We start from the raw sequence: 24,565 nt of genomic DNA on the forward strand, positions 1-24,565 counted from the left end.
AATTTCGTTAACTGATTCATCTCGTAGGCTTTTTCCCACAGACTCAATCTGCCACACTGATGCGAATAATTATCAACAGATTTATTATTCGCTAAGGATGGCGTTCCGGGAGAGCTACATTCATGTCTGTGCGACACCAAGGCGGCAAAGGGTTTTCACCGAGTTCGATAGCAATGGCTATCTGCCTGACCACCACCCAGGCGACCTTCGCGGCCGAAGCCGACGCCCCGCCCACTACCATTGAGCTCGGTGCTACCGAGGTATCGGGGCACCAGCTTGGCGAAACCACTGAAGGCAGCGAGTCGTACACCACCGGTTCGATGAAAACCGCAACCAAACTGCCCCTGACCCTGCGTGAAACCCCACAGGCCGTCACCGTGATTACTCGTCAACGCATGGATGACCAGGCGATGACCAGCATCAACGACGTGGTCAACGCCACGCCAGGACTGTTCCTCAACTACTCCAGCGGCCCCGGCCGGCAGGGCTACACCGCACGTGGTTTCAACGTCGACAACCTCATGTACGACGGCATTCCCAGTGGCTATGACGGCGTTAACGTCGGTGCCCAGCCGAACCTGGCGATGTTCGATCGCGTCGAGGTGGTTCGCGGTGCCACTGGCCTGGTGACCGGCGCCGGTAACCCCTCGGCGGCGATCAACCTGATTCGCAAGCGGCCCCTGGCCGAGCAGAAAGTCACCTTGACCGGCGCCGCCGGCAGTTGGGACGACTACCGTGGCGAACTCGACGCGTCCAGCCCGCTCAATGACAGCGGCACCTGGCGTGGCCGAGTGGTCACCTCTTACCGCGACGCCAACAGTTTCATCGACAAGGCCGAGCAGGATCACGGTTTGTTCTACGCCGTGACCGAAGCCGACCTGAGCGAAGACACCCGCCTGACCCTCGGCTACTCCAACCAGAAAGACAAGACCAACTACTTCTGGGGCTCGTCGATGATCGGCCTGGACGGTCATCACCTCGACCTGTCGCGTTCGTACAATCCCGGCACCGACTGGGAGAATAAAGACCAGGAGATCAACACCGTCTTCGTCGAACTGCGCCAGCAGCTGGCCAATGATTGGGCGCTGCAGGTCAACGCCAACTACGCCGTACAAGACGCATTGTTCTCCGGCTCCTACCAGTCGCGCTGGACCGACAACACCCTGGCCCGCACCGTGTACCAGTCCGCCGCCGATGAAAAGCAGGCCGGGTTCGACGCCTTTGCCAGCGGCCCGTTCCAGGCGTTCGGGCGCACCCATGAGCTGGTCGTGGGCACCAGCAAGCGCATCTACGACCTGACCACCCGCAACTACAGCCCGTACGATCTGAATTGGCCGATCAATGCCGGCAAACCGAACTTTACCCACACCAACAACCAGCGCGATGTCACCACTCAGGACGGTGTGTACGTCACCACCCGCCTGAGCCTGGCCGACCCGCTCAAGCTGATCCTCGGCGGGCGCCTGGACTGGTATGACTACGACAACCGCGATGGCGACGGCGACTATAAAGTCACCCGTAACCTCACCCGCTACGCGGGCCTGATCTACGACCTGGACGACCAGCACTCGGTGTATGCCAGCTACAGCGACATCTTCACGCCGCAACGTGAAAAAAGCACCGGCGCCACCCCGCTCAAGCCCATCGTCGGCAAAAACTATGAAGTCGGCATCAAGGGCGAATACCTGGGCGGCGCGCTGAATGCCAGCGTGGCGCTGTTCCGGGTCGACCAGGAAAACCGCGCCGTGCAGATCGTCGTGCCGGACTGCCCGCAGGCCTCCTGCTACCAGGCCTCGGGCGAGATTCGCAGCCAGGGTATCGACTTCGAACTGCAGGGCGCCTTGACCGAGAACTGGCAGGTCGGCGGTGGCTACACCTATGCGCGCACCCACACCATCAAGGACGCCGCCAACCCGCAGAAGGTCAACAAGCAGTTCGACACCGACACCCCGGAGCACCTGTTCAAGGTCACCACCCGCTACAACTTCCAGGGCCCGCTGGAAAAACTCCGCGTGGGCGGCAACATCTCCTGGCAGAGCCGCATGTACAACGACATCCAGCTGGCGGACGGCAGCACCTATCGCCTCAAACAAGGCGGGTACGCCGTCACCGACCTGATGGCCGGCTACCGGGTCAACCAGAATCTGGACCTGCAGCTCAACGCCAACAATATCTTTGATCGGCACTACTACCAGTCCATCTCCGAAGCCGTTACCTATGGCGGCGATTCCTACGGCAGCCCACGCAACATGATGCTGACGGCCAAGTACAGCTTCTGATCGTCATCCGCGGCTGCCCGCTCGGGCGGCCGTGCTTAAAGTCCCCCACCGGCCTGCCGATAACCGTCTGTCGGATCTTGTCCGGCCCCCTTCGCCACACCTGCTTTTCCTGCGGCCAGCGTGGCACGCCGCATGCTTGGTTCCTGGCCAAACCACATGGAGTACACGTGAATGCTCAACCGCACACGCTTTATGGAGCACTACCGCAAGGCCGACCGCATCATGCTGGCGTTGATCTGGCTGATGTTCCTGTTCTCCTTGGGCCTGGCGTTCTGGCATGACACCTTCACCCAGGCGCTGATCGTCGGGGGCGGCACCGGCGTGGTGCTGACCGCGCTCTACCGCGCCATTGGCGGCACCCGTGTAATGCGGTGTGTGCTGGGTGCCGGCCTGATGGTGATGGCAGCCTTGCACATCAATCAGGCGCAGGGGGTGATCGAAGCGCACTTCGGTATTTTCGCGCTGCTGGCGGTGCTGACGTTCTACCGTGACTGGCTGCCGATCCTGGTGGCGGCGCTGACCATCGCCGTGCATCACCTGGTATTCCATGCCCTGCAGCATCAAGGCCTGCCCGTGTTTGTGATGGCGCATCACGGCGGCTGGACGATGATTTTCGTGCACGCGTTCTACGTAGTGATGGAAACGGTCGCCCTGCTCTACCTCGCCGTGCACAGCCACGCCGAGGCGGTCGAAAGCCAGGAAATGCTCGAAAAAATGCTCGCCGTCACCTCGCAGTTCGACGCAGAAACCGCCAAGGGTGAAGACAAGGTGCGTGTGTCCCTCGCCAAGCGCTTCGACCACTTCCTGCAGCAACTCACCCACCTGATCGACGGCGTCGCACGCGACTCCCATGGCCTCGGCCAACTCGGCCAGGAACTGGCCACGGCCAGCGGCACCCTGGAAACGGGCGCGCGGCATCAACTGGCACAGATCAATGAGATGACCGGCTCGATGCAGCGCATGGAAGACTCCATGGGCCACATCACCCTGCACGTCGAACAAGCCGTGGAACACGCCGGCCAAGCCAGCCGGCAGATCGTGCGCGGCCAGGAAAGCGTCGGCCGCGCCCAGCATGAAATCACCCAACTGGCCTCGCGCATCAATGGCACGCAATCCACCGTACAGTCGTTGGCGGTGCAGGCCGAGCAAATCGGCTCGGTGCTGGAGGTGATCAGCAGCATCGCCAACCAGACCAACCTGCTCGCCCTCAATGCCGCCATTGAGGCCGCCCGCGCCGGCGAGCAAGGCCGTGGCTTTGCAGTGGTCGCCGACGAAGTGCGCAGCCTGGCCCAACGCACCGCCCTCTCCACCCAGGAAATCAAGACCATCATCGAAGGCCTGCAGCAAGGCAGCCGCCAGGCCGTCGAAGCCATGCATGACAGTCGCCAGGGTGTGGAGCGGTGCGTGGAAGACAGCCAGATGGCCGTCGACATGCTACGCGCCGTGGGCGAAGACATCGCGCATATCGACCAACTCAACGGCCGCATCGTCACCACCACCCGCGAGCAGACCTCGGCGAACCTGGAAATTGTCGAGCGCCTGCAATCGGTGCAGCACATCGCGCAAAACACCGCCGACGACGTGGAAACCCTGGCCCGCAGCAGCGAACGCCTGCCACCAATCGCCGTGCGCCTGGATGCGCTGGGGCGCAGGTTTCATCCGTGATTCACGCCATCGGGGCAGCCGCCGAAGCCTCTCTAACTGATGCCCCGCGCTCCAAATGTGGGAGGGGGCTTGCTCTAATGCCCGCCAGTTAAGGCGACACCGGACCTGTGGCGAGGGAGCTTGCTCCCGCTGGACTGCGCAGCAGTCCCATTGTTTGGGGCCGCTTCGCGCCCCAGCGGGAGCAAGCTCCCTCGCCACAAGTTAGTTCTCGCTCCTGCTACTTCTTAACTGACCGGCATTAGGGCAAGCCCCCGATGGCGGCCTGAAACTAGCGAACAACTGTACCTGCGCAACTGCAAGTCATCGCCTCCCGCTCGCGCACTACGAAACTCCTGAACCTTCCGCCGGTCGATGCTTTCAAGAGGCCGACAGTGCCTCGGGTGCTTTGTGTGTGTAGTGAATGCCTGCGGAGACGGCCATGAAAGAAGCCATTAGCGATTTGCCCGGCCCTATAAAACGACAGGCTGACCGAATTTTGCGTGAGATCGAACTGGCAGGGTCGATGATCCTGGCCGTTAAAAGCGGTGCCAAAGCCCAGGGGTTCGTGCTGGGCATCACCTGCTGTGAAGGGCTGACGTCGGAGCGCTGCGAGCAGTTGGCGAGCCATTTCGACAGCGTGGTGGAACAGAGGCTGAGGGCGCTGACACTGGGCCTGTAAGGTCAGGCGCATGAGCGCTGTGCGCGCGTAGATTGGATCCACGGCAGCCCCGGCATCGGCCGCGCTTTAAAAGCGGCGAACAACCTCCTACACTGCCGGGAATTTCCCTTCATCTGCGCAGCCTCGCTCTTCTGCCCGACTCGCATCAGGATTTACAGACATGCGCCTGCCCGATTTCATCCTGGAAAACCTCGAGCCGATCCTGCAGGCCTGGGAAGATTTCGCCAGAACCATCGAGACACCGGGCGAGGAGCTCGACAGTGTCGGGCTGCGCGACCATGCCGAGCAGATGTTGCGGGCCATCGTCAGCGACCTGCGAACCAAGCAGACCCGCCAGGAACAAATAGCCAAGGCCCAGGGCCAAGCGCCGACGGACGACCAGGAAACCGCGGCGGAAACCCATGCCATGACGCGGCTGATGGCGGGTTTCACCATCGATCAGATGGTCTCGGAATACCGCGCGTTGCGCACCAGCGTGGTCAGCCAGTGGATGCGCCAGATCAAGGACGGCACCCCGATCAATGTCGACGACATGACCCGCTTCCACGAAGCCATCGATCAGGCCCTGGCCGAGTCCGTCGCCAGCTACTCCCGCGCGGTCGAGGCGTCACGCAATATGTTCCTGGGCATCCTTGGCCACGACTTGCGCACCCCGCTCGGCGCGATCCTGCTGGGGTCCGACGTGCTACGCCGTTCACAGGACGCCGGCGCCCGCGCGACCAAAATCGCCAACCAGATCTACACCAGCGTACGCCGCGCGAGCCAGATCGTCGGCGACCTGCTCGACCTGACCCGCTGCCAGATGGGGCCGGGCATCCCGGTCAAAACCGCCGATATCGACCTTTCACCGCTGTGCCAACGCGTCATAGAAGAAATCCGCACCTTTCATCCCGAGGCCATCGTGATGTTCGACGCCAAAACGCCAGTTGCTGGGCAATTCGACGGCCCGCGCATGGAGCAGGTCTTCTCGAACATCGTCAGCAACGCGGTGCAGCATGGGGACACCACCCGGCCGATCCAAGTCGAGCTGGGCATACGCGAGGGCTTCGCGGTCTTCACCGTGCACAACAGCGGTGAAGCGATCCCCGAGGACGTCCTCCCGTTCATCTTCAACCCCATGGGCCGCTTCTCCCAGCGTACCGCGATCAATCACGGCCCCACAGAGGGGTTGGGTTTGGGCCTGTTCATTGCCTCGGAAATCGTGGCGTCTCATGGTGGGGCGATTGAGGTGAGTTCCGATACGGAACAGGGGACGGTGTTTAGTGTGAGAGTGCCGATTGATAAGCCAGAGAACAGTGTTGCTTGAAACGAGCCGCGCCCGATTCGCGAGGGGTGTAACCACTATGGAATACGACGAAAAGCTGATAGAGGAAGCCGTGCTGGCCCTGCTGACAGTCTTCAGCACCGATGACGGAAACTCATGGAAGGGGCACGATTTCCAGATAATGAACCGATTACATGAACAGGGTTTTATCGATAACCCGGTAAACAAGAACAAATCGGTCTGGTTGACGCCACAAGGGCTGGAGCGCGGTCGGGAACTGGCTGATCGGCTGTTTGGGACGAGGGCTTAGGTCAAGGACAACCTGTACCTTAGTCGACATAACGCGGCCGCGATTGCCGCACCGCCCCCACTCCCCTTATCCTCGACGCTCCCGTCCGACCCACTCCGGAGCCGCCATGGAGCTCGCCACCCTCGCCCTCTTCCTGCCCGCCTGCTTTGCCCTGAACATGGCGCCCGGCCCCAACAATCTGCTGTCGGTGAGCAACGCCACCCGCTACGGCTACCGCACTTCCTGCCTCGCCGGTCTCGGCCGTTTGCTGGCCTTCGCCGGCATGATCGCCCTCGCCTCCGCCGGGTTGGCGGTGGTGCTGCAAACCTCGGAGTTGTTGTTCTACGGGATCAAGCTGCTTGGTGCGGCTTATCTGTTTTACCTGGCCTATCAGCTGTGGCGCGCAGACCCGCGGGCAGAAGCGGAAATAGCCGCCAACAAGGTGGGCTTATGGGCCCTGGCACGGCAAGAGTTTCTGGTGGCGGCAGGCAACCCCAAAGCCATCCTGATCTTCACCGCCTTCCTCCCGCAGTTCGTGGTGCCCGGCCAACCTATTACCGCGCAATTCGCTTTGTTGGGCACAATGTTCCTGGCCCTGGAATGGATCGCCATCAGCGCATACGCCTATATGGGCCTGCATATGCGCCGCTGGTTTGCCGAGCCGAGGGGTAAGCGGATCTTCAATCGGTGCTGCGCGGGGCTGTTGTCGGCGGCCGCAACGGTGTTGTTGACGGCGCGCCGGGCGTAACTCCCGGGCCAGCAGTGCAGGCGCCCTACCCTTTGGTCAAATCAACCAACGGCGTCTGCCGCACCTCAGTCTCGCGCCCAGCCTGAATCTCGCTGACCTGCTTCAAGGCCTTGTCCACAGCCGCCTTATCCGCCAACAAGCTGTAGCTGATGCGGAACTGCTTGTGTTCCTTGGGCCCAATGGTGGGCACCAGGTTCAGTGGCCGCTGATAACGGCGGTTGTAGGAAAAACTCGTCCCCGGCTCCAGCCCCGTGACATAGCCCTGCCCTTGAGTATCGGTGTTCTTCCACAGGGAAAACACCGGCAGCGTCTGCGTATTGAAACCGACCGACACGCCCAGGCTGCCAGCTTTGTTATGCAGCACGGTCAAGGTATCGCCCTTGGCATCGGCATAGGGCACCACGTTGTAAACCGTTTCGTCGTAGTCCTTGGTGGGTGCGCGGTAGGTTTGCCAATCGGCCAATTCGCCCTTGGCCTTGTCGTTGAACGGCGACACCTGCTTCACCGGTGCGGCAAAACGCGCGCCCTGCTCCAGGAACGGGGTGCTGAAGTTACTGTGATACAGCGCCTGGTATTCCTTCGGATAGTCGCCGTTGTTGGTCAGGGTGTCGTTGAGAGCGAACACTACACTGCCGGGCTCGGTGACCAGTTCGGTCGCCACGGAAAAATCGACCTTCTTGAACGCCTGCTCTTTCAGTTCGCCGCGCAGAGTGATGGCGTACGGCGGCTTTTCATCGATGTGCAGGGTGACTTTGTTCGCAGGAATATTGGCGGCCCTGCCATGCAGCGTCAGCAATTCGCCGTTGTCGATGCCAGGGTGACCGACCCATTCATAGCCGCAACGGGTGACCAGCTCGTTGAAACCTTCCAACCAGCCCAGCCCGCCGCGACCATTGAGCTCAATGAAGGAAGGATTGACCACTTCCTTGACCGGCGAATCCCACCCCATGCGCACATCGCCGACCGAAGCCTGCAACACGTTCATACCGCGAGTCGGCACCACCGAGAGCTTCATCGTGCCGTTATCGATGTCGACAATGCTCACCCCCTCCTGCCGACCGCCGTGCAGCGTGCGCAGGGTAACGCTGAAGGGTTTGTCGGTTTGCACGCCGAGTTGCTGGCTGGTGACCTGCCAATTCTGCGCGGCTTTGTCGGTGTCGAGGAGCACATAGTCCCAGGCCATGGCGTGGGAGGCGGCGGAGAGTGCGGTGAGGGCGACAGCGAATTTGAGTGGGGTCATGGCGGTAGCCTTTCTTGGAGTTGTGGCAGTTTTATAGACTCGATTAAACGTTTCAGCAAGCTTAAAAAGCGAGACGGCGAGGGGAAATGCCGAGCAGGGAGTGAAACTGATTGGGAGGGTTAGGCGATGTCATTGCGATGAGACTGGAGAGAAAAGGGAATGGATTTATCCACCCTGCCTGATCGTCATGAATCTCAGCGTATCGATGCTGTTTACAACCTCAAGGTTGATCCTCCCGCGCATTGACGCTTATAGTCTGCCCCGTCGCTCATATAGCGATCAGGTTTGGCGACCTGACTATCGGATGCAAAAGCACTGTGCTTTTTTGCAGATGCTGCTGCACATACGCAAAGCTGCCTCAATGGCGGCTGTGCGCGGGAGACCTTCGGGTCTGCCGGGTCTCCGATACCGGTTCGCCAACCTGCGTACAGCTGCCACCCCATCGTTTGGCGACGACTGGGTGGTGGTAAGCCACTGCACTTATCGGAGATTCAAAAATGGAAAGATACATCCCCCTTACCGGAATCGATCTGGTTCCAGCATCCCTGCTCATTGATTCAGAAGCACCGCTCGATGTACTGCAAGCGATGGCTGACTATCGCATGCGCACTGTGACTCAGGTGTTGGAAAACATCGCTTTCCGGGGTGAGGTGGACGCTGATTGCGTCGTGCTTTCGGATTTTGCGCAGCTGCTGGCGATACCGTTGCGGGACGGGTGTGATTTGATGGAGGTAATTGGGCGGCGGTTGCGCGAGCAGGTTTCGGAGATGGAAGCGGGGTCTGTTGCTACGCCGGGATAATGAAAAATCTCCACGCGCTGGCGCAACTAGGCCAGCGTGTGGTGAAAGCAGTGGGTGCTTTCTCATCGGCTGCAATCGGCCAGAAGCGGCCATTCTCCTCGAAATCGGCGGCATCTCGATCTACGCTAAACAAGGCAGTAATGCCGTCGTATCTATTAAGTCGCGATCGGCAACAATTCATTTTTTTGCGCCAGCGAACTTGATAAACGCTCTAACCATCGATGTTATTTAGTGCCTGGACTAACTAAAAATCATGCTTTTCATCAAATAGCTTGCTCATAAAGCTTTCAGGGCTAGCAAAGTAACTTTTCATAATTAGGTAGTTTTCAGTTTCTGAATATTCCTTCTCTTCCAATCCACTATTGGTAAACTCCCAAATTCTGGCGCCCGGGTAAGCAATTAAAATTGGTGAGTGAGTTGCAATTATGAACTGCGAATTTTGTTTTGCGAGTTCCGCTATACGTACCAGCAGAGATAATTGGCGTTGGGGAGATAGCGCAGATTCAGGCTCGTCTAGTAAATACAATCCGTTTCCTCCGAACCGATGTAAAATCAGATCCATAAAAGCCTCCCCATGAGACCTCGTATGAAGATCGTTCCCCCCGTATGAGTCCTTAATAGCTGGCCCGCCAGGTCCGCAATCCAACTTATTCATCTCTGTAATTACATTATAAAAACTTTCTGCGCGATAAAAATAGCCATCTCGAGGTCGCTTTGCGGTGCGTGACAAGCGCAATGCCTTGGACAGTAGGGATTTTTCATCGCTGGAAGAAAACTTGAAATTCTTACTGCCTCCCTCATGATTAAAGCCACATGAAACTGCAATAGCCTCTAAGAGGGTTGACTTACCGCTACCGTTTTCTCCAACGAAAAAATTTATCACGGGGTGAAGCTCGATTTTGCTAATTGATTGAATTGAAGGCAAATAGAAGGGGAAATTATTCTCTTCTCTATAGTTCTCTAAGATTTCAATTCTCTTAATGTAAGGCATTAACTTCCTAGCTGTAGTTATCTTATTTAATGGTTATAGTTATATGTATGATAGTTAAGGTAATTATAAATGGTCTTTCTGTGGTTTGACTCTTTTTTATAAGCACTAGATATGTCTGACATAAAAGTAAACCATTCTTGGCTCGCGCCGCAGTTGCGCCGCTGTTTCGGTCAAACTCCTAATCTCCAATTTATCGTCTATTGACTGCGTTTGCTCAACGGTCTCCGTATATTTTATTCAATTTCAGATTGTGGTTCTTATTGCAGAGTTCGGCTTTAGCGATCCAATGATTGATGCTCCAGTTTTACGCTGCGTTCGGGGAAATTATCGAGTCAGGTGGGCACCAATCCGTTCGGCTAGCATGATAGTAGTAAGATTTGTCGCCACCGATGGGATATCCGGGATGATAGAGGCATCCACAACACGCAGTGCCGCTATACCTCGCACCGCGCCCCAATTGTTGACTACGGCGGCCTTGTCACCGTCCGCGCCCATCGGCACGCTCGACGTGGGGTGCTGATAGCCGGCGACATTGTTTACGATGTTTTGTCGCAAAGCCTTGCCTTCAAGTACGCTGCTACCCGGTGTCATTTCATGGTCAACCAAGTCAGCAAACGGTGCACTGCGGCCAATCTTGCGAGACAGTTCTACAGCTTCGACCATGCGATCCAAGTCATTTTCCTGTTCAAAAAAGTTGTACCGGATGTTCGGCGCAACTCGGGGGTCACGGCTGGTCAAGCGTACGCTACCGTTGGATTTAGGTAATGTGACGGCGCATGCCAGCACTATCGCACCGCCGGTAGGGCTTGCCTTTGGGTCGATCAGGTGTGTACCGGAGATATGTAAGTCCAGATCGTCCGGTGCGGCGTGTTGCGAACGAGTCCAGGCGATGGCGCCGCCGGCTGGGGTCATAGCAATTGCGGAGGTCTTCAGCGCGTAGACGTTGAAGAAAAACGGATGTTCTTGCAACCGTTCACCTACCGGTAGATCAGCGACGGTGGCGATTCCCATCTCGCGAAGATGGCCTTGTGGGCCGATACCGGAGCGTAGCAGGATAGCGGGGCTGCCTATGGCACCGGCCGACAAGATCACTTCGCCGGCTGGAACTATCTCGCCGTCTACTAGCAATACACCTATGGCGCGTTCTCGTTCTATCAGGACGCGGTCGGCTTCAGCGTGGCCGCGGATAGTGAGGTTGGCGCGAGCCCGCACGTCTGCACTTAGGTAAGCCATGCCGGTATTGATTCGGGTGCCGTTGATGACATTCAACGGGTAGGGACCTACGCCGTGCTGGCGCGCGCCGTTGAAGTCATCCACGAGCGGCAGTCCAACTGACTCGGCAGCCGCCACGAAAGCACGCATTGAGATAGTATTCTGCGCAGCAGTGCGCTGACGCACTGGAAATGGGCCGGTACGTCCATGCCATGCATCTTCGCCAGTGGGCGTGTTTTCCATCGCTCGGTAGGCGGACAGCACTTCCGGCCAAGCCCAACCTTCGATTCCGCGTCCGGCCCAGCGCGCAAAGTCGGCAGGACGCGCACGCATCGCCACAGCAGCATTGACCGCGGAGCTACCACCGATCACTCGGCCGCGTGGGATGGCTATGTCGTGACCTATCCGAGCTGAGTCGTCACTATGGTAATGCCAGTCGTATTCGGGAGAGGCGGCAACTAGGTCGGCGTTCGTCAGCACTGCTGGATACCGATCGGGCGCAAAGTCGGGACCTGCGTCGAGCAGCAGCACACTGCGCAGCGGGTCGGCACTGAGACGTGCTGCAAGGACGGCACCGGCAGATCCACCACCGACGATCACCACGTCAAACTGCTTGCCAGTCCGAGTGGTCTCTTTAGTTTTACTGGAGCTGCGCGTTGCACCAGAGGCAAACGTAGCAGCGCCTGCCGTCATTGCAACCAGCACTGCCTGTGCTCCCAAAGCTATCGCGCCGCGTCGTGTGATTGTCAAAGTCATAGATTCCAGATCAGGTATCGTTTGTGCCGTCGAGGATGAGAGGCAAGAAACCATGGTAGGAATGCGTACCTGACCCAGCAAGACGGGGTTTCTGGAATCTGTGTCCGGTGGTATGGACGTCGAGAACTCCCCCTATCTTCGGCGCCTACCCGCTCGGTAGTGCCGCCGTAGTTGCTGTATTCGGTAAAAAAATGTGCTGTATTCATGGAGAAGCCGCTGCAACGATTTGCCCAGCGTATTAAGGATGGCTTTACAGCTAGAGGATCTTGGGAAACTCCGAAGCCAAGTGATCCAAGAAAACACGTACTGACGGCAGCAATCCTTTGCGGGAAGGTACCAGTGCAGTGATCCTGGCATCGCCAGCTATCCATTCGGGCAGAACTCGATGAAGCTCACCACGCGCAACGGCCGCCCGCGCGATGTAACTCGGCAGGGCCACAATCCCAAGCCCGCTGATAGCTGCATGTTGCAGGCTGAGCATGTCTTCGCTTTGCAGCCGCGGCATGATGGGCACAGCAATTTCTTCGATCGATAGAGTGACATGGCGCAACCGCCAGTTCATGGGGGCATTAGCTCGCGCAAAGAAAATCGAGGCGTGGCTGCTTAGCTCCGCTGGCGTGGCCGGTGCGCCATGTTCGGCCAGATAGCTTGATCCGGCGAACAGAAACCAGGGAGCGACCCCGAGCATGCGCTGGACAAGATCGGAGTCCGGCAATGGAGCCTCATGCGCCCGGATGGCGACGTCGTAATTTTCGCCAACAATATCGATGGTTCGATCGGCCGCATGAGCGACCATATTGATCTTGGGATAGACACGAAGGAAGTCAGCGATCATGCCCGCCATGGCGAAATTCATGGTCGCGACTCCAGCGGTACACCGGATGGTCCCGACGGGTTCCAACAACCGCTGACGCACTGACATTTCTGCCATCTCCGCTTCTCGCAGCGCGGCCAGCGCGTGCTGGTAGAACTCTTCTCCTGCCTCGGTCATACCGAAGCGACGCGACGTTCGGCTGAGCAAACGCACACCTAATTCGCCCTCCAATTGTTGCATGCGGTGGCTAAGCGTTGACTTGGGCATACCGGTACTTGCAACTGCGGCAGTAAACCCACCGCGATCGACCACATTGACAAAAATAAACAGATCGTTCAGGTCCAGCCGATTCACGTATGGCCCAATCATAGGAAGGCAATTTTTAATCTTGAAGATTTCCAAGGGTACCGTCTAGAACTATGTGGTTATTTGGCAATGTTTCGCTGGGAATGAGCGTCCAATGAGCGGGAAGTTGAATCTGGACAAACCGGCTTGTTGGGGGGAGGCCCAATACCTAACATCCGGTGAATAGCCAAACCCCGGAGCAGAGAATGAAATCAATAAATGGCAAAGTCGTCCTCGTTACTGGTGCCTCATCGGGATTGGGGCGCGAGTTAGTGCATCAACTGCTGGAAAAAGGTGCGCTAGTCGCAGCCACCTTTCGCAAGCAAGAAGAAGTGGATTTCTATAACGGTAAACATGCTGCGCAGGGCATGGGCGTTTTGGTAGACGTGACAGACGATGTGGCGGTCAAAACGGGTGTGGCCCAGGTGCTGGATCACTTTGGCCGTATCGACATTGTCGCCAACTGTGCGGGTGCTGGCACAGTGGGTGCAGTTGAAGAAATGACGGATCGAGAAGCGCGGCGTGTATTCGATCTGAATTTCTTTGGCGGCCTGAACATCATTCGCGCTGTAACCCCTGCGATGCGCAAGCAGCGCAGCGGGCACATCATTCAATTCTCTGCAATCGGTGGCTTCATTGGCTACCCGGGCATGGGCGTGTACTCGGCCGCGAAGGGCGCTACTGACATCCTGGGGGAAGCACTGGCAGGTGAACTTGCACCCTTTAACATCGCCACGACTGTGTTGACCATCGGTGTATTCGAGACCCAATTTGCGGGTCGCTCACTGGCTTACGTCGAGCAAAAAATCGATGACTATGAAGGCACACCCGTCGGTAAGTTCCGTGTAGCTATAGGTGGTCTGCAAGGTAAGCAGCCGAATGTTCCAGGAAAAGGGGCGTTGGCGATTATCAACCTGATGGAGTCGGATCATCCACCCGTACACGCGGCCTTGGGTGCCGATGCGATGGGCGGAATGCGTGCAAAAATGGCCAAAGTCGAGCAGGAACTTGTCCAGTGGCAGGGCAACGCAACCTCTACAGAACGCAGCATCAACGGAATCTGATCATGCGAATGACCAACAAAGTTGTACTGATTACCGGCGCATCGCGCGGGCTCGGATTATCACTGGCACGTCGTTTTGCCAGAGAGGGGGCTTCCGTTGCGTTGACGTACAACACTGACGCTGCCGCAGCCGACCGAAATGTCGAGGCGCTCGTTGCTGAGGGCGCTCAAGCAATGGCCATCGGGGGAGACATCAGCGACCCGGACGCTGTCAAAGCCATATTCGCAGCAGTGCTGGCTCGATTTGGGCGCATCGATATTGTCGTGGCCAATGCTGGGCGGGAGCTTATCGACACACCGATCACGGAAATCGATAACGCGATGTTCGAGGCTGTCACCAAAACCAATGTGTTTGGCACCTTCTATACGCTTCGCGAAAGTGCGCGCCATGTTACCGATGGTGGACGCATCATCGTGATTTCGTCCACTACGACGATCGTACCGAACGCAGGCTTCACCGCGTATGCCGGAAGCAAAGCCGCCGGCCGGCTTTACGTTGAATGTCTCGCGCAGGAAATGGGCAAGCGTAACGTCACGGTGAACGGTGTGGTACCGGGGCCGCTACGTGACGCCGGTGTCATCGCTAACCTTCAGGAAAATGACTATCAGGCATTGGCACAGTTGTCGCCATTTGCGCGCTTGGGCTCTGTCTCCGATGTCGAAGGCGCCGTGCTTTTCCTGGCAAGTGACGATGCAGCTTGGATTTCCGGTCATCACCTGGTTGTCAACGGCGCCGCCAAAGTATAGGGCAGACCCGCATGACCAGGCGGTGGGGCAGTCCTCATCGTTCGGCCACCGTTCGACGTCCGTTTTTTTGTTCTTTTCAAATTGATTACCCCCTTTAAAGCCACTTAAATCAAGGTCCCATCATGTCGCCTAAAAAGATTGCCGTCATTGTCGGCAGCCTGCGCAAAGAGTCGTTGAACCGCCTATTTGCTCAAGAAGTAATCGCGCTTGCGCCACCGAGCCTTTTATTAGAAATAGTCGAGATCAATGAACTGAATCTGTTTAACCAAGACTTGGAAGAAAACGGTAAGAGTGCCCCTGAAGCCTGGACTCGTTTTCGCCAAAATATGGCGTCGAAAGATGGAGTACTGTTTTTCACTCCCGAATACAACAGGTCAGTTCCTGGTGTATTGAAGAACGCCATTGATATTGGTTCTCGCCCTTACGGCGAGTCTGTGTGGGCAGGCAAACCTGCAGCTATCATAAGCGTATCGCCCGGTGCCAGCGGCGGCTTCGGTGCTAACCATCATTTACGTCAGTCTATGGTATTTCTGGACATGCCACTTTTGCAGCAGCCGGAAGCGTATATCGGTGGGGCGACAAGGCTACTGGGGCCAGGCGGAAATTTGAATGACGACGGAACTACTCAGTTCTTGAAAAAATTCATTGACGCCTTTGCTGCATGGGTCGAAATCAATACCGCCAAGTCAACGGGTTTAATCTAGGGCGCTAGAAACTCTCTGCTTTGGCTGATCTAAGGCGTTGTATGAGTCGTCTCAGGTTTCACGTACGGCCTTAGTGTCCGCTAATGGCCGTTTTCTGCCTGTCGCAATCGGCTGCAATCGGCCAGAAGCGGTCGCTCAGACTTTGACTGTCAAGTGAACGAAGTGAGTTGCAATTAAGCACACTATTAGGCTGCCGCAAACTCATCTAACGCATCCACCCAGCCTGCTTTTCCAGCCTTACCGGCTCGATTTGCTTTACGCGCTGGAGTGGCAGGTGTTGCGGGAGTTGCCCTGGATGCTTTTGTTGCTGGCGTAGCCGTAGAGGTGCGCCGGAGTATGTAGTTCTCGCTCACAACCTCCCCCAAAAAACGCCCATTAGCACCCCAAACACGCCCATCGTCTGTAACCCACCCTAAATACCTCGATGCTGCATTGAATAGGCGACCAGAACTATTAAAGAATCCAAAATACTCACCGTTCCACCTGTAAACCGGAGTCATATAACACCCTCATTTATCTAGCGATTAGCTATCGAGCGGGCTCAAGTTAGTCGTTGAATCGGGGCAGAGCACGATTGAAAAAATCGTTCAAACATCGTCCACCATGATTATGTGGCGTACTAGGACCCGATACTGTTAGACCTCAATTGGTTTAACGCGAAACTTATTGACGTTATCAGCCAACCTTTGAATAGACTCAATATCATTTTTTATTTCGTCCAAGTTAGCCACAGGCATCTCCTTGTTAGGGGCTTGGAAATGCGCCTCAGTGATTCGATGACCTTTCTTCCAGAGCGCAACGATGTCATCAGCGTCCTGCTTTCGTAGACCAGTGATTTTATGAAGATTCCCTACACCAACCATATCACTAAACCGCGTCACAATACCATTTAACACTACATCTTCGACAACTCGCTCAACAGTGGAGCGAATATCGCTGTATAACAGTCGAACATCTCTAACTAAATCCTCACCAGGATAAATAGGCCAAGGCTCCATTTTTTTCGCTCGATCCCCCAGCTGCTTTACCCGTTCTTTATAACCAGTTTTATCCCAAGGTAGTCCTTGTTTGACTACTCCAGCTGCTTCGCCGACCCATTCTAAGTGATGGACAAGATGGGGAATTTGCTTTTCCTCATTAAGAGTATCGATAAGTTCGCTTAGGAAAGAGATGTCATGGGTCAAGACTATAACTTGGCGGTTAGCCGCTTCCTCCACGAGACGTTTTGCCACGAGGCGTCGCCTTACATGATCTAACGAGGAAACAGGGTCATCAAATATGATCCCCCTCGATGCTCTGATAGTTTAAGCTCAGCCAAGAATGCACCTAGTGATACAGCACGCTGCTCACCCTCACTCAGTACGTGCTCAATTTTCTTTGCCGCTGGAAGATCTAACAGCAGAGTAAACTTTACAGTCCCACGATCGACTCGTTCTTTTAGCTTCGTCTTAATGTGCCCAATGCCGAGCTTTGTAAACTCTTCATCAAGTGCTTTTCGTAACGAGTCGGTGATAATTTTCCCTGCAATTTCCTTAGACTTCGCAGACAAAACCCTAGGATTCAAATCGGCCTTACAGGTTTCGAGTTTAGCTCGATAAATTACCCTATCGTGCAGCGCTAAGATTGCTTCTGTTAGAGGCACAAGCAGCCGCCTAGCTTTAAGCTCAACCAGTTCTTCAGATAGCTTCTTTAACTTTTCTGGATCTGAAGCTCTTTTATATACTCGCCCTTTCCAAATTTTACTGGCAGCAAATTGCCTCAATTCAGCCACTGGACTTTTAGCCAGCTTTGGAACCACTTCCCATTCTAAGGATTTTGCGGCCTCAAGCATCCATACTTTGTATGCATCTAGCTGTTTCTGATACAACTCTAAATTTCCTACTAGATTCGCTGACGCACCCTCCAACTCTACAGCCAATGCTTGATTAAGCCCAAAGTCAAAACTTGAACGATCTATCTGATCTAAAATTTTTTCTAATGCAGCTTTTTTTTCAGATGCTACCTTGGTGGCATTTTCGCTAATGAAATTATTGAAGCGCTGCATTCTACCGATTACAGACTTAGCCGGTTGTTGGCAGAGTACACATGCAGCTCCCTCACCTTCGCTTGGAAAGTCATGCCCAACATAAGCAACTTCAATTGAATATTTTTTCGCAGCTAGGAACAACTCTTTCCAAATGGTCTCCCCCGTACCGGGCAACAGCTCATCCTCAGCCCTAAGCAGTAGTGCAGCCGCGTCAACTCCCGCCTTGGCATCGGCTGACTCCTTGGCGAAACGCTGCAATTTTTCCAATGCTTTTTGAGTAGTGAATTTCTCTTTTTCCTTGATTGTTTTCGCCAAACTTTTGATATGGGATGCAGAAGTTTTCAGGCTTTGAAACTTGAGTATCGGGTCTGGCTCAGCAATTGCTAGTTCCAGCTCACCAAGCCGCTCAACCTCCTCCGACGACAGTGTTCCCAATCGAGATATTTCATCTCGGTTGGTGTCCTCGCCAAATCCCTGAAAAAGCTTGCCCACAGCACTTTTTTTATCGAAGCCTGAAAGAATATCAAGTGACACTTCGACACTATTGAGTTCTTCGTTCAAGAGCGCTAGCACTTCTGGTACAACTTTACCCGCGAGAGCTTCCACAACATCTAAGCCGCGAGGTAGATAAGCCGCATCGCCTTCGAGGAGGTAGGCGTTGGCGCAAAATGAGTCAAAGACGCTGACGTAGGACAGCTCGGGAGGTGCTACTGAGCCACTGGTCCAATGGAAACTCTTTACGTCTCCATTCAGGCACGCCGTAAACGTCGCCCTAGGCTTTCCACCTGGTACTCCAGCCTTGGTCACATCGCCAAGAATATCCCCTCCCCTATCACGCGCTCGACAAGCATGCTTCAGAACTCGCGCATACCCTGACTTTCCTGCGCCATTGCCTCCATAAATCACCGTGACTCCCTTCTCCGAGAATGGGAGCGTTTGTCCCGGCATGATTCTGTTGACGTTTTGCAAATTGCTCATCGAATGAAGCGTAACGCTGAATGCGGCTTCGCCGCCTGCGGGAATATGGTCAGCGCTCAAAGGCACCGCTTTTAGCCCTCCAGGGATTTCAATGCCTTTATCATGCTTCAGTAATGCATACAGGTCCCTGAAGTCCTGCAAATCCAATTGCTGGTTTAGCAAGAGTCGACGCGCGGCGTCTCTCAGCCACAGTGATAGATCCTTCTCAGACCAGAGCAATACATCATTGAGTATCGAAATTTTCACTTCCATGGACGGATAAGCAAGGAGGCAGCTAGGTAGCAAATAGATACTAGCGGAATTTAGCCTCTGCACCGTCATTTTGAAAAATTGCTATGACACCCTGAATGTAGCCTCTCATGCGTAGATATTTGAGATTCTCCGTGTCCGCTTTTGGCCGAAATCCGCCAGTCACGCTCCTCTTCTACATCCAACCCACACTCCCCCTTCACACCCCATCCCCCCCACCAAAAAATCCACAAACGCCCTAACCCTTCCCGGCATCGCCGCCCCACCCACAAACACCGCATGAATCGGCTCCACATCCCCCGGGTTATACGCTTCCAGCAACGGCACCAACTCCCCCCGCTCCAGATCTTGCGCCACACTAAACGCCCCCACCCGCGCAATCCCCGCGCCCAGCTTCGCCAACTGCGCCAACGCCTCTCCGCTGTTCCCTTCAATCGTCCCCGCCACTTTCAACGAAAAATCCTTCCCATCCACCCGAAACGGCCAATCTGGCGCCGCTCTGCGGAAGTTGAAGCGCAGGCAGTTGTGCTCGAGTAGATCCTGCGGCGTCACCGGGGTGCCGTGGCGGGCCAGGTAGTCGGGTGAGGCGACGATGACCTGGCCGGTGGAGCCGATGGGGCGGGCGGTCAGGGGGCTGTCGGGGAGTTGGCCGAAGCGGATCGCGACGTCTGCCTGGCCGGCGAGGATGTCCACGAGTTCATCGCCGAGCATCAGGTCGACCACGATGGCGGGATAGCGGGCGCTGAAGGCGGCGATCAGTGGCACGACGGTCAGGCGGCCGTGGGCCAGGGCTGCGCTGACTCTGAGGCGTCCTCGCGGGGCGCCCTGGTCGGTGATGGCGTCTTCGACTTCGGCCATGTCGGCCAGGATGCGACGGGCGCCGCGCAGGTAGGCTTCGCCTTCGGCGGTGAAGGTGATGGCACGGGTGGTGCGCAGCAATAGCCGGGTGCCGATGCGTCGTTCGGTACGGGTGATGATGCGGCTGATGGACGACGGCGTCAGCCCCAGGGCGCGCGCGGCGCCCGACAGGCTGCCGTGCTCGGCGACCATGACGAACACTTCCATCTCTCCCGAGCGGCCGCCGATGTCCATTTGTGCCTCCTGCGCAAAGGTGTAGTTCCCAACCAGGGGCTACTGCTGCAAAAGGCTGGATTGTAGCATTCGGCACACAGATGAGGAGTCACCCATGCGTATCAATCCACCCCTTGTAGCCTTGTCCATCGGTGCCTTTGGCATCGGGGTCACGGAGTTTGCCCCCATGGGCATGTTGCCCGGTATTGCCGCCGACCTTGGCGTATCCATCCCCGCCGCCGGGCTGTTGGTGAGTGCCTATGCCATCGGCGTGCTGATCGGCGCGCCGATCATGACGCTCGCGACGGCCAGGGTGCCGCGCCGGTATCTGTTGATCGGGCTGATGGCAATTTTCACCTTGGGAAATCTGCTGTCGGCGTTGGCAACCAATTACCACACCTTGATGATCGCCAGGCTGGTGACGTCGCTGAACCACGGGGCGTTTTTCGGTATCGGTTCGATTGTGGCGGCCAGTGTGGTCGCGCCGGAGAAGCGCGCGGGGCTGTGGCCGCGATGTTTTTGGGGCTGACATTGGCGACCATTGGCGGCGTGCCATTGGCCACCTGGTTTGGCGAAAACTTCGGCTGGCGCACGGCGTTCTGGGGCATCAGCGGGCTGGGCGCGGTGGTGATGGCCGCGCTGTGGTGGGCACTGCCGAATGCACCCGCGCCGAAGGGTGGCAGCCTGATGGCGGAAATCCGCGTACTCGGGCGCGGGCCGGTGCTGGCGGCGTTGGCGCTGACCGTGGTGGGCTCCAGTGCAATGTTTACGGTGTTCACTTACATCGCGCCGATTTTGCGCGATGTCACCCATGCGTCGACCAACTTTGTCACTGGCATGCTGGTGCTGTTCGGTATCGGGCTGACCCTGGGCAACGTGTGGGGTGGCAAGTCGGCGGACCGTTCGGTAGACCGCACGTTGATTACATCGCTGGTGGTGTTGATCGCCGTGCTGTTGGCCTTTTCGGTGCTCATGCAATGGCCGCTGCCCGCCGCGCTGTCGATCCTGCTGTGGGGCGCCGCGAGTTTTGCCCTGGTGCCGCCGTTGCAGATGCGCGTGATGGAGGCCGCCAAAGATGCGCCTAACCTGGCCTCGGCAATGAACATCGGCGCGTTCAATTTCGGCAATGCCATCGGCGCGGTGCTGGGCGGTGCGGTGATCAATGCCGGGTTGGGCTACCCCGCCGTTTCCCTGGCAGGCGCACTGATGGCTGGCCTGGGTTTGTTGATGGTGCTCGGGTTGGGCTGGCGTTCGCGGCGCGGGGGTGCTTGTGGTAAAGACGCCCTGGCGTAACGATCGTCTAGACTCCAGGCACCTTTCAACCTGAGGAGCCTGCGATGAACAACAAAAATACGATTTGCCTCTGGTACAACGGCGATGCGCTGGAGGCGGCGACCTTCTACGCCCAGACGTTTCCCGATAGCGAAGTGAAGGCGGTGCACTACGCGCCTGGCGACTACCCGGCCGGTAAGCAGGGCGATGAATTGACCGTGGAGTTCACTGTGCTGGGCATCCCTTGTCTGGGCCTGAATGGCGGCCCTATGTTCAAGCACAGTGAAGCGTTTTCCTTTCAGGTGGCGACCGATGACCAGGCGGAGACCGACCGGTTGTGGGACGCCATCGTCGGCAATGGCGGCCAGGAAAGCGCTTGTGGCTGGTGCAAGGATAAATGGGGCCTGTCGTGGCAGATCTCGCCACGGGTGTTGGTCGATGCGGTGACAAGCAAGGACCCGGCGGTCGCCAAGCGAGCCTTTGACGCGATGATGACCATGCGCAAAATTGACATCGCCACCATCGAAGCCGCCATCGCCGGGCGCTGATGGGGTGTATGAATGTGGGAGCGCACGAGCTTTAGCGAGGCCGCGATAGCGGTGGGTCAGGTGGTTTATAGGCCAGCAGTACCGCCGCCTTCGTAGCCTCGCTGGGGCTCGACAACTCCCACATTTGATCTGCATTGCCTGCGGGTGCTGTGCCCGCCATCCACCTCCCCCCTCACCCTCCATGCGCCAAAAAAAGTCATGCATCGGACCGCCTGGTTGCGAGCCTGGCGATAGCGGCCTATGTTTCAAGCCATGCTGTTGCTGTCCCCCACCCTACGCCCATTCCGTAACCAGGTGACGACATGCCTAACCTCCCCCGCCCCGCCGTACTTGAACTGATCGGTAACACGCCGCTGGTCAAGGTCAGCCGCTTTGACACTGGCCCTTGCACCCTGTTTCTCAAGCTTGAATCGCAAAACCCCGGCGGTTCCATCAAGGACCGCATCGGCCTGGCGATGATCGACGCCGCCGAGCGTGACGGTCGCCTGCGCCCCGGCGGCACGATTATCGAGGCCACCGCCGGCAACACTGGCCTGGGCCTGGCACTGGTCGGCCGAGCCAAAGGCTACCGGGTGGTGCTGGTGGTACCGGACAAGATGTCCACGGAAAAAGTGCTGCACCTCAAGGCCATGGGCGCTGAGGTGCATATCACTCGCTCCGATGTGGGCAAGGGCCACCCCGAGTATTACCAGGACGTGGCCGCGCGCCTGGCCAAGGACATTCCGGGTTCGTTCTTCGCCGACCAGTTCAACAACCCGGCCAATCCGCTGGCCCATGAAACCAGCACCGCGCCGGAGATCTGGGCTCAGACCCAGCATGATGTGGATGCGATTGTGGTGGGCGTCGGCTCGGCCGGCACCCTCACCGGCTTAACCCGTTTCTTCAAGCGCGTGCAGCCCGAGCTGGCCATGGTGCTGGCCGATCCGGTGGGTTCGGTGATGGCCGAGTACAGCCGCAGCGGTCGGCTTGAAACCCCTGGTTCCTGGGCGGTGGAAGGCATCGGCGAGGATTTCATCCCGTCGATTGCCGACCTGTCCAGCGTGCGCCAGGCCTACTCCATCAGCGATGAAGAAAGCTTCGACCACGCCCGCCAACTGCTCAAGGCCGAAGGCATTCTTGGCGGCTCGTCCACCGGCACCCTGCTCGCCGCCGCGCTGCGCTATTGCCGCGAGCAGACCGAGCCCAAACGCGTGGTCACCTTCGTGTGCGACACCGGCACGCGCTACCTGTCCAAGGTCTACAACGACCAATGGATGAACGACGCCGGCCTGTTGCAGTACAAGCACTACGGCGACCTGCGCGACCTGATCGCCCGCCGCTTCGAAGATGGTCGGGTGATCAGCGTGAGCCCCGACGACACCCTGCTCACCGCCTTCCAGCGCATGCGCCTGGCGGATGTCTCGCAACTGCCGGTGCTGGTGGACGGCAAGCAACTGGCGGGCGTTATCGATGAGTCCGACCTGCTGCTGGGCCTGCATCAGGACGCCACGCATTTTTCCATGAGCGTGGCCAGCGCCATGACCCGCACCCTGCACACCTTGGCCCCCAGCGCCAGCCTGGCCGAACTGCAGGCGGAGCTGGATCGCGGCCTGGTCGCCATCATTGCCGACGCCTCGGGCTTCCATGGCCTGATCACCCGCGTCGACCTGCTCAACCACCTACGGAGATCCCTTGCATGAGCCAGCCCGATAAAAGCGCATTCGCCACCCGTGTGATCCATGCCGGACAGTCGCCGGACCCAACCACGGGCGCGCTGATGCCGCCGATCTACGCCAACTCCACCTACCTGCAAGATAGCCCCGGCGTGCACAAGGGCTTTGACTACGGCCGTTCCCATAACCCCACGCGCTTTGCCCTGGAACGTTGCGTTGCCGACCTTGAAGGCGGCACTCGGGCCTTCGCGTTTGCCTCGGGGCTGGCGGCGATTTCCACGGTGCTCGAATTGCTCGATGCCGGTGCGCATATCGTTTCCGGCAATGACCTGTACGGCGGCACCTTCCGCCTGTTCGACAAGGTGCGTCAGCGCAGCGCCGGGCATACGTTCAGCTATGTGGACCTGAGTGATGTATCGGCGTTTGAAGCGGCGCTGCGGGACGACACGCGCATGGTCTGGGTCGAAACGCCCAGTAACCCGTTGCTGAGCCTCACCGACCTCAGCGCCATCGCCCGCCTCTGCCGCACCCGCGGCATCCTTTGCGTGGCCGACAACACCTTCGCCAGCCCGTGGATCCAACGCCCGTTGGAGCTGGGGTGCGACATCGTGGTGCACTCCACCACCAAGTACCTGAACGGCCACTCGGACGTGATCGGCGGCATCGCCATCGTCGGCGACAACCCTGATTTGGCTGAGCGCCTGGGCTTCCTGCAGAACTCGGTGGGCGCCATCGCCGGGCCCTTCGATGCGTTCCTGACCCTGCGCGGCGTGAAAACCCTGGCCCTGCGCATGGAGCGCCATTGCCGCAACGCGCTGGAACTGGCGACCTGGCTGGAGCAGCAACCGCAGGTGTCGCGGGTGTATTACCCGGGCCTGAAATCCCACCCACAGCATGAACTGGCCCAACGGCAGATGCGCGGGTTTGGCGGGATGATTTCAGTGGACCTGAACACTGACCTGGCGGGCGCCACGCGTTTCCTGGAAAACGTAAAGATCTTCGCCCTGGCCGAGAGTCTGGGTGGCGTGGAGAGCCTGATCGAACACCCGGCGATCATGACCCACGCCAGCATCCCGGCAGCGACGCGGGCGCAGTTGGGGATTGGCGATGGGTTGGTGCGGTTGTCGGTGGGAGTTGAAGATATAGAGGATTTGCGCGCGGATCTGGCCCAAGCCCTGGCCCGCATCTAAAGTC

At 57.6% G+C, this 24,565-nt stretch carries 21 protein-coding genes and 1 pseudogene; 14 read left to right on the top strand and 8 right to left on the bottom strand.

Annotation, left to right across the window (positions count from 1 at the left end; genetic code table 11):
* Positions 1 to 122 precede the first annotated feature (122 nt).
* The 6 genes from C4J87_RS13625 (at position 123) to C4J87_RS13650 (ending at position 6,903) form a co-directional block, all read left to right on the top strand.
* Entirely contained in the window at positions 123 to 2,279 is a 2,157-nt protein-coding gene (locus C4J87_RS13625) for a TonB-dependent siderophore receptor (protein ID WP_124367207.1), read from the top strand.
* A gap of 972 nt (positions 2,280 to 3,251) precedes the next feature.
* A complete protein-coding gene (locus C4J87_RS26715; RefSeq protein WP_256657503.1) occupies positions 3,252 to 3,944 on the top strand; it encodes a methyl-accepting chemotaxis protein in 693 nt (230 codons plus the stop codon).
* A gap of 418 nt (positions 3,945 to 4,362) precedes the next feature.
* Positions 4,363 to 4,602: a hypothetical protein gene (locus C4J87_RS13635; RefSeq protein ID WP_124363049.1), complete on the top strand. Its 240-nt coding sequence runs from the start codon at positions 4,363 to 4,365 to the stop codon at positions 4,600 to 4,602.
* Positions 4,603 to 4,762: 160 nt separating this feature from the next.
* Entirely contained in the window at positions 4,763 to 5,908 is a 1,146-nt protein-coding gene (locus C4J87_RS13640; RefSeq protein ID WP_124367209.1) for a sensor histidine kinase, read from the top strand.
* A 37-nt stretch (positions 5,909 to 5,945) separates the two neighbouring features.
* Positions 5,946 to 6,176 (top strand): DUF6429 family protein, encoded by a 231-nt coding sequence (locus tag C4J87_RS13645; protein ID WP_124367210.1) that lies wholly within the window; start codon positions 5,946 to 5,948, stop codon positions 6,174 to 6,176.
* A gap of 106 nt (positions 6,177 to 6,282) precedes the next feature.
* Positions 6,283 to 6,903 carry a LysE family translocator gene (locus C4J87_RS13650; RefSeq protein WP_124367211.1) on the top strand — a complete coding sequence of 207 codons (621 nt, stop codon included), beginning with the start codon at positions 6,283 to 6,285 and terminating at the stop codon, positions 6,901 to 6,903.
* A 25-nt stretch (positions 6,904 to 6,928) separates the two neighbouring features.
* Here C4J87_RS13650 and C4J87_RS13655 read toward each other — a convergent pair whose 3' ends face one another.
* Positions 6,929 to 8,143: an aldose 1-epimerase family protein gene (locus tag C4J87_RS13655; RefSeq protein ID WP_124367212.1), complete on the bottom strand. Its 1,215-nt coding sequence runs from the start codon at positions 8,141 to 8,143 to the stop codon at positions 6,929 to 6,931.
* 497 nt (positions 8,144 to 8,640) lie between these two features.
* Between C4J87_RS13655 and C4J87_RS13660 the strand changes: the two genes are divergently transcribed.
* A complete protein-coding gene (locus tag C4J87_RS13660; RefSeq protein WP_124367213.1) occupies positions 8,641 to 8,943 on the top strand; it encodes a hypothetical protein in 303 nt (100 codons plus the stop codon).
* Between the two features lie 244 nt (positions 8,944 to 9,187).
* Here the strand turns inward: C4J87_RS13660 and C4J87_RS13665 are convergent, their stop codons facing one another.
* The 3 genes from C4J87_RS13665 to C4J87_RS13675 form a co-directional block, all read right to left on the bottom strand.
* Entirely contained in the window at positions 9,188 to 9,934 is a 747-nt protein-coding gene (locus tag C4J87_RS13665) for an AAA family ATPase (protein WP_124367214.1), read from the bottom strand.
* Positions 9,935 to 10,258: 324 nt separating this feature from the next.
* Entirely contained in the window at positions 10,259 to 11,902 is a 1,644-nt protein-coding gene (locus C4J87_RS13670) for a GMC family oxidoreductase (protein WP_124367215.1), read from the bottom strand.
* A 256-nt stretch (positions 11,903 to 12,158) separates the two neighbouring features.
* On the bottom strand, positions 12,159 to 13,118 hold the full coding sequence (locus C4J87_RS13675) for a LysR substrate-binding domain-containing protein (RefSeq protein WP_256657781.1): 960 nt from the start codon (positions 13,116 to 13,118) through the stop codon (positions 12,159 to 12,161).
* A 149-nt stretch (positions 13,119 to 13,267) separates the two neighbouring features.
* Between C4J87_RS13675 and C4J87_RS13680 the strand changes: the two genes are divergently transcribed.
* From C4J87_RS13680 to C4J87_RS13690, 3 genes are all read left to right on the top strand, one after another.
* Positions 13,268 to 14,125: an SDR family NAD(P)-dependent oxidoreductase gene (locus tag C4J87_RS13680; RefSeq protein WP_124367216.1), complete on the top strand. Its 858-nt coding sequence runs from the start codon at positions 13,268 to 13,270 to the stop codon at positions 14,123 to 14,125.
* Positions 14,126 to 14,127: 2 nt separating this feature from the next.
* A complete protein-coding gene (locus C4J87_RS13685; RefSeq protein WP_124367217.1) occupies positions 14,128 to 14,871 on the top strand; it encodes an SDR family NAD(P)-dependent oxidoreductase in 744 nt (247 codons plus the stop codon).
* Positions 14,872 to 14,993: 122 nt separating this feature from the next.
* On the top strand, positions 14,994 to 15,575 hold the full coding sequence (locus tag C4J87_RS13690; RefSeq protein WP_124367218.1) for an NADPH-dependent FMN reductase: 582 nt from the start codon (positions 14,994 to 14,996) through the stop codon (positions 15,573 to 15,575).
* 185 nt (positions 15,576 to 15,760) lie between these two features.
* Here the strand turns inward: C4J87_RS13690 and C4J87_RS26720 are convergent, their stop codons facing one another.
* From C4J87_RS26720 to C4J87_RS13705, 4 genes are all read right to left on the bottom strand, one after another.
* Positions 15,761 to 16,075, bottom strand: coding sequence for a 4-fold beta flower protein (locus C4J87_RS26720; protein ID WP_372238416.1), 315 nt, complete (start codon positions 16,073 to 16,075; stop codon positions 15,761 to 15,763).
* Positions 16,076 to 16,210: 135 nt separating this feature from the next.
* On the bottom strand, positions 16,211 to 16,807 hold the full coding sequence (locus tag C4J87_RS13695) for a hypothetical protein (protein ID WP_124367219.1): 597 nt from the start codon (positions 16,805 to 16,807) through the stop codon (positions 16,211 to 16,213).
* A gap of 20 nt (positions 16,808 to 16,827) precedes the next feature.
* The gene (locus C4J87_RS13700) at positions 16,828 to 18,831 is read right to left on the bottom strand and encodes a hypothetical protein (RefSeq protein WP_124367220.1); all 2,004 of its coding nucleotides are present in this window, start codon (positions 18,829 to 18,831) and stop codon (positions 16,828 to 16,830) included.
* 159 nt (positions 18,832 to 18,990) lie between these two features.
* Entirely contained in the window at positions 18,991 to 19,920 is a 930-nt protein-coding gene (locus tag C4J87_RS13705) for a LysR family transcriptional regulator (protein ID WP_124367221.1), read from the bottom strand.
* 94 nt (positions 19,921 to 20,014) lie between these two features.
* On the opposite strand from C4J87_RS13705, the pseudogene C4J87_RS13710 reads away from it, so the two are divergent.
* The 4 genes and pseudogenes from C4J87_RS13710 (at position 20,015) to C4J87_RS13725 (ending at position 24,561) form a co-directional block, all read left to right on the top strand.
* Positions 20,015 to 21,192 (top strand): annotated as a pseudogene (locus C4J87_RS13710) (MFS transporter).
* Positions 21,193 to 21,236: 44 nt separating this feature from the next.
* Positions 21,237 to 21,719 (top strand): VOC family protein, encoded by a 483-nt coding sequence (locus C4J87_RS13715; RefSeq protein ID WP_124367222.1) that lies wholly within the window; start codon positions 21,237 to 21,239, stop codon positions 21,717 to 21,719.
* Positions 21,720 to 22,021: 302 nt separating this feature from the next.
* Positions 22,022 to 23,398 (top strand): cystathionine beta-synthase, encoded by a 1,377-nt coding sequence (locus tag C4J87_RS13720; RefSeq protein WP_124367223.1) that lies wholly within the window; start codon positions 22,022 to 22,024, stop codon positions 23,396 to 23,398.
* Positions 23,395 to 24,561 (top strand): cystathionine gamma-synthase, encoded by a 1,167-nt coding sequence (locus C4J87_RS13725; protein ID WP_124367224.1) that lies wholly within the window; start codon positions 23,395 to 23,397, stop codon positions 24,559 to 24,561. Before C4J87_RS13720 ends, C4J87_RS13725 begins: the two co-directional genes overlap by 4 nt.
* Positions 24,562 to 24,565 lie beyond the last annotated feature (4 nt).

The sequence above is a fragment of the Pseudomonas sp. R1-43-08 genome, assembly GCF_003852255.1.
In the GTDB taxonomy this organism is placed as follows: domain Bacteria; phylum Pseudomonadota; class Gammaproteobacteria; order Pseudomonadales; family Pseudomonadaceae; genus Aquipseudomonas.

Bases quoted from the DNA above. Each gene is read 5' to 3' on its own strand.
- C4J87_RS13660 (WP_124367213.1), top strand. From the start codon at position 8,641: ATGGAAAGATACATCCCCCTTACCGGAATCGATCTGGTTCCAGCATCC.
- C4J87_RS13645 (WP_124367210.1), top strand. From the start codon at position 5,946: ATGGAATACGACGAAAAGCTGATAGAGGAAGCCGTGCTGGCCCTGCTG.
- C4J87_RS13685 (WP_124367217.1), top strand. From the start codon at position 14,128: ATGCGAATGACCAACAAAGTTGTACTGATTACCGGCGCATCGCGCGGG.
- C4J87_RS13665 (WP_124367214.1), bottom strand. From the start codon at position 9,934: ATGCCTTACATTAAGAGAATTGAAATCTTAGAGAACTATAGAGAAGAG.
- C4J87_RS13680 (WP_124367216.1), top strand. From the start codon at position 13,268: ATGAAATCAATAAATGGCAAAGTCGTCCTCGTTACTGGTGCCTCATCG.
- C4J87_RS13720 (WP_124367223.1), top strand. From the start codon at position 22,022: ATGCCTAACCTCCCCCGCCCCGCCGTACTTGAACTGATCGGTAACACG.
- C4J87_RS13725 (WP_124367224.1), top strand. From the start codon at position 23,395: ATGAGCCAGCCCGATAAAAGCGCATTCGCCACCCGTGTGATCCATGCC.
- C4J87_RS13690 (WP_124367218.1), top strand. From the start codon at position 14,994: ATGTCGCCTAAAAAGATTGCCGTCATTGTCGGCAGCCTGCGCAAAGAG.
- C4J87_RS26720 (WP_372238416.1), bottom strand. From the start codon at position 16,075: ATGACTCCGGTTTACAGGTGGAACGGTGAGTATTTTGGATTCTTTAAT.
- C4J87_RS13715 (WP_124367222.1), top strand. From the start codon at position 21,237: ATGAACAACAAAAATACGATTTGCCTCTGGTACAACGGCGATGCGCTG.
- C4J87_RS13705 (WP_124367221.1), bottom strand. From the start codon at position 19,920: ATGGACATCGGCGGCCGCTCGGGAGAGATGGAAGTGTTCGTCATGGTC.
- C4J87_RS13700 (WP_124367220.1), bottom strand. From the start codon at position 18,831: ATGGAAGTGAAAATTTCGATACTCAATGATGTATTGCTCTGGTCTGAG.
- C4J87_RS13640 (WP_124367209.1), top strand. From the start codon at position 4,763: ATGCGCCTGCCCGATTTCATCCTGGAAAACCTCGAGCCGATCCTGCAG.
- C4J87_RS13655 (WP_124367212.1), bottom strand. From the start codon at position 8,143: ATGACCCCACTCAAATTCGCTGTCGCCCTCACCGCACTCTCCGCCGCC.
- C4J87_RS13650 (WP_124367211.1), top strand. From the start codon at position 6,283: ATGGAGCTCGCCACCCTCGCCCTCTTCCTGCCCGCCTGCTTTGCCCTG.
- C4J87_RS13625 (WP_124367207.1), top strand. From the start codon at position 123: ATGTCTGTGCGACACCAAGGCGGCAAAGGGTTTTCACCGAGTTCGATA.
- C4J87_RS13635 (WP_124363049.1), top strand. From the start codon at position 4,363: ATGAAAGAAGCCATTAGCGATTTGCCCGGCCCTATAAAACGACAGGCT.
- C4J87_RS13670 (WP_124367215.1), bottom strand. From the start codon at position 11,902: ATGACTTTGACAATCACACGACGCGGCGCGATAGCTTTGGGAGCACAG.
- C4J87_RS26715 (WP_256657503.1), top strand. From the start codon at position 3,252: ATGGGCCACATCACCCTGCACGTCGAACAAGCCGTGGAACACGCCGGC.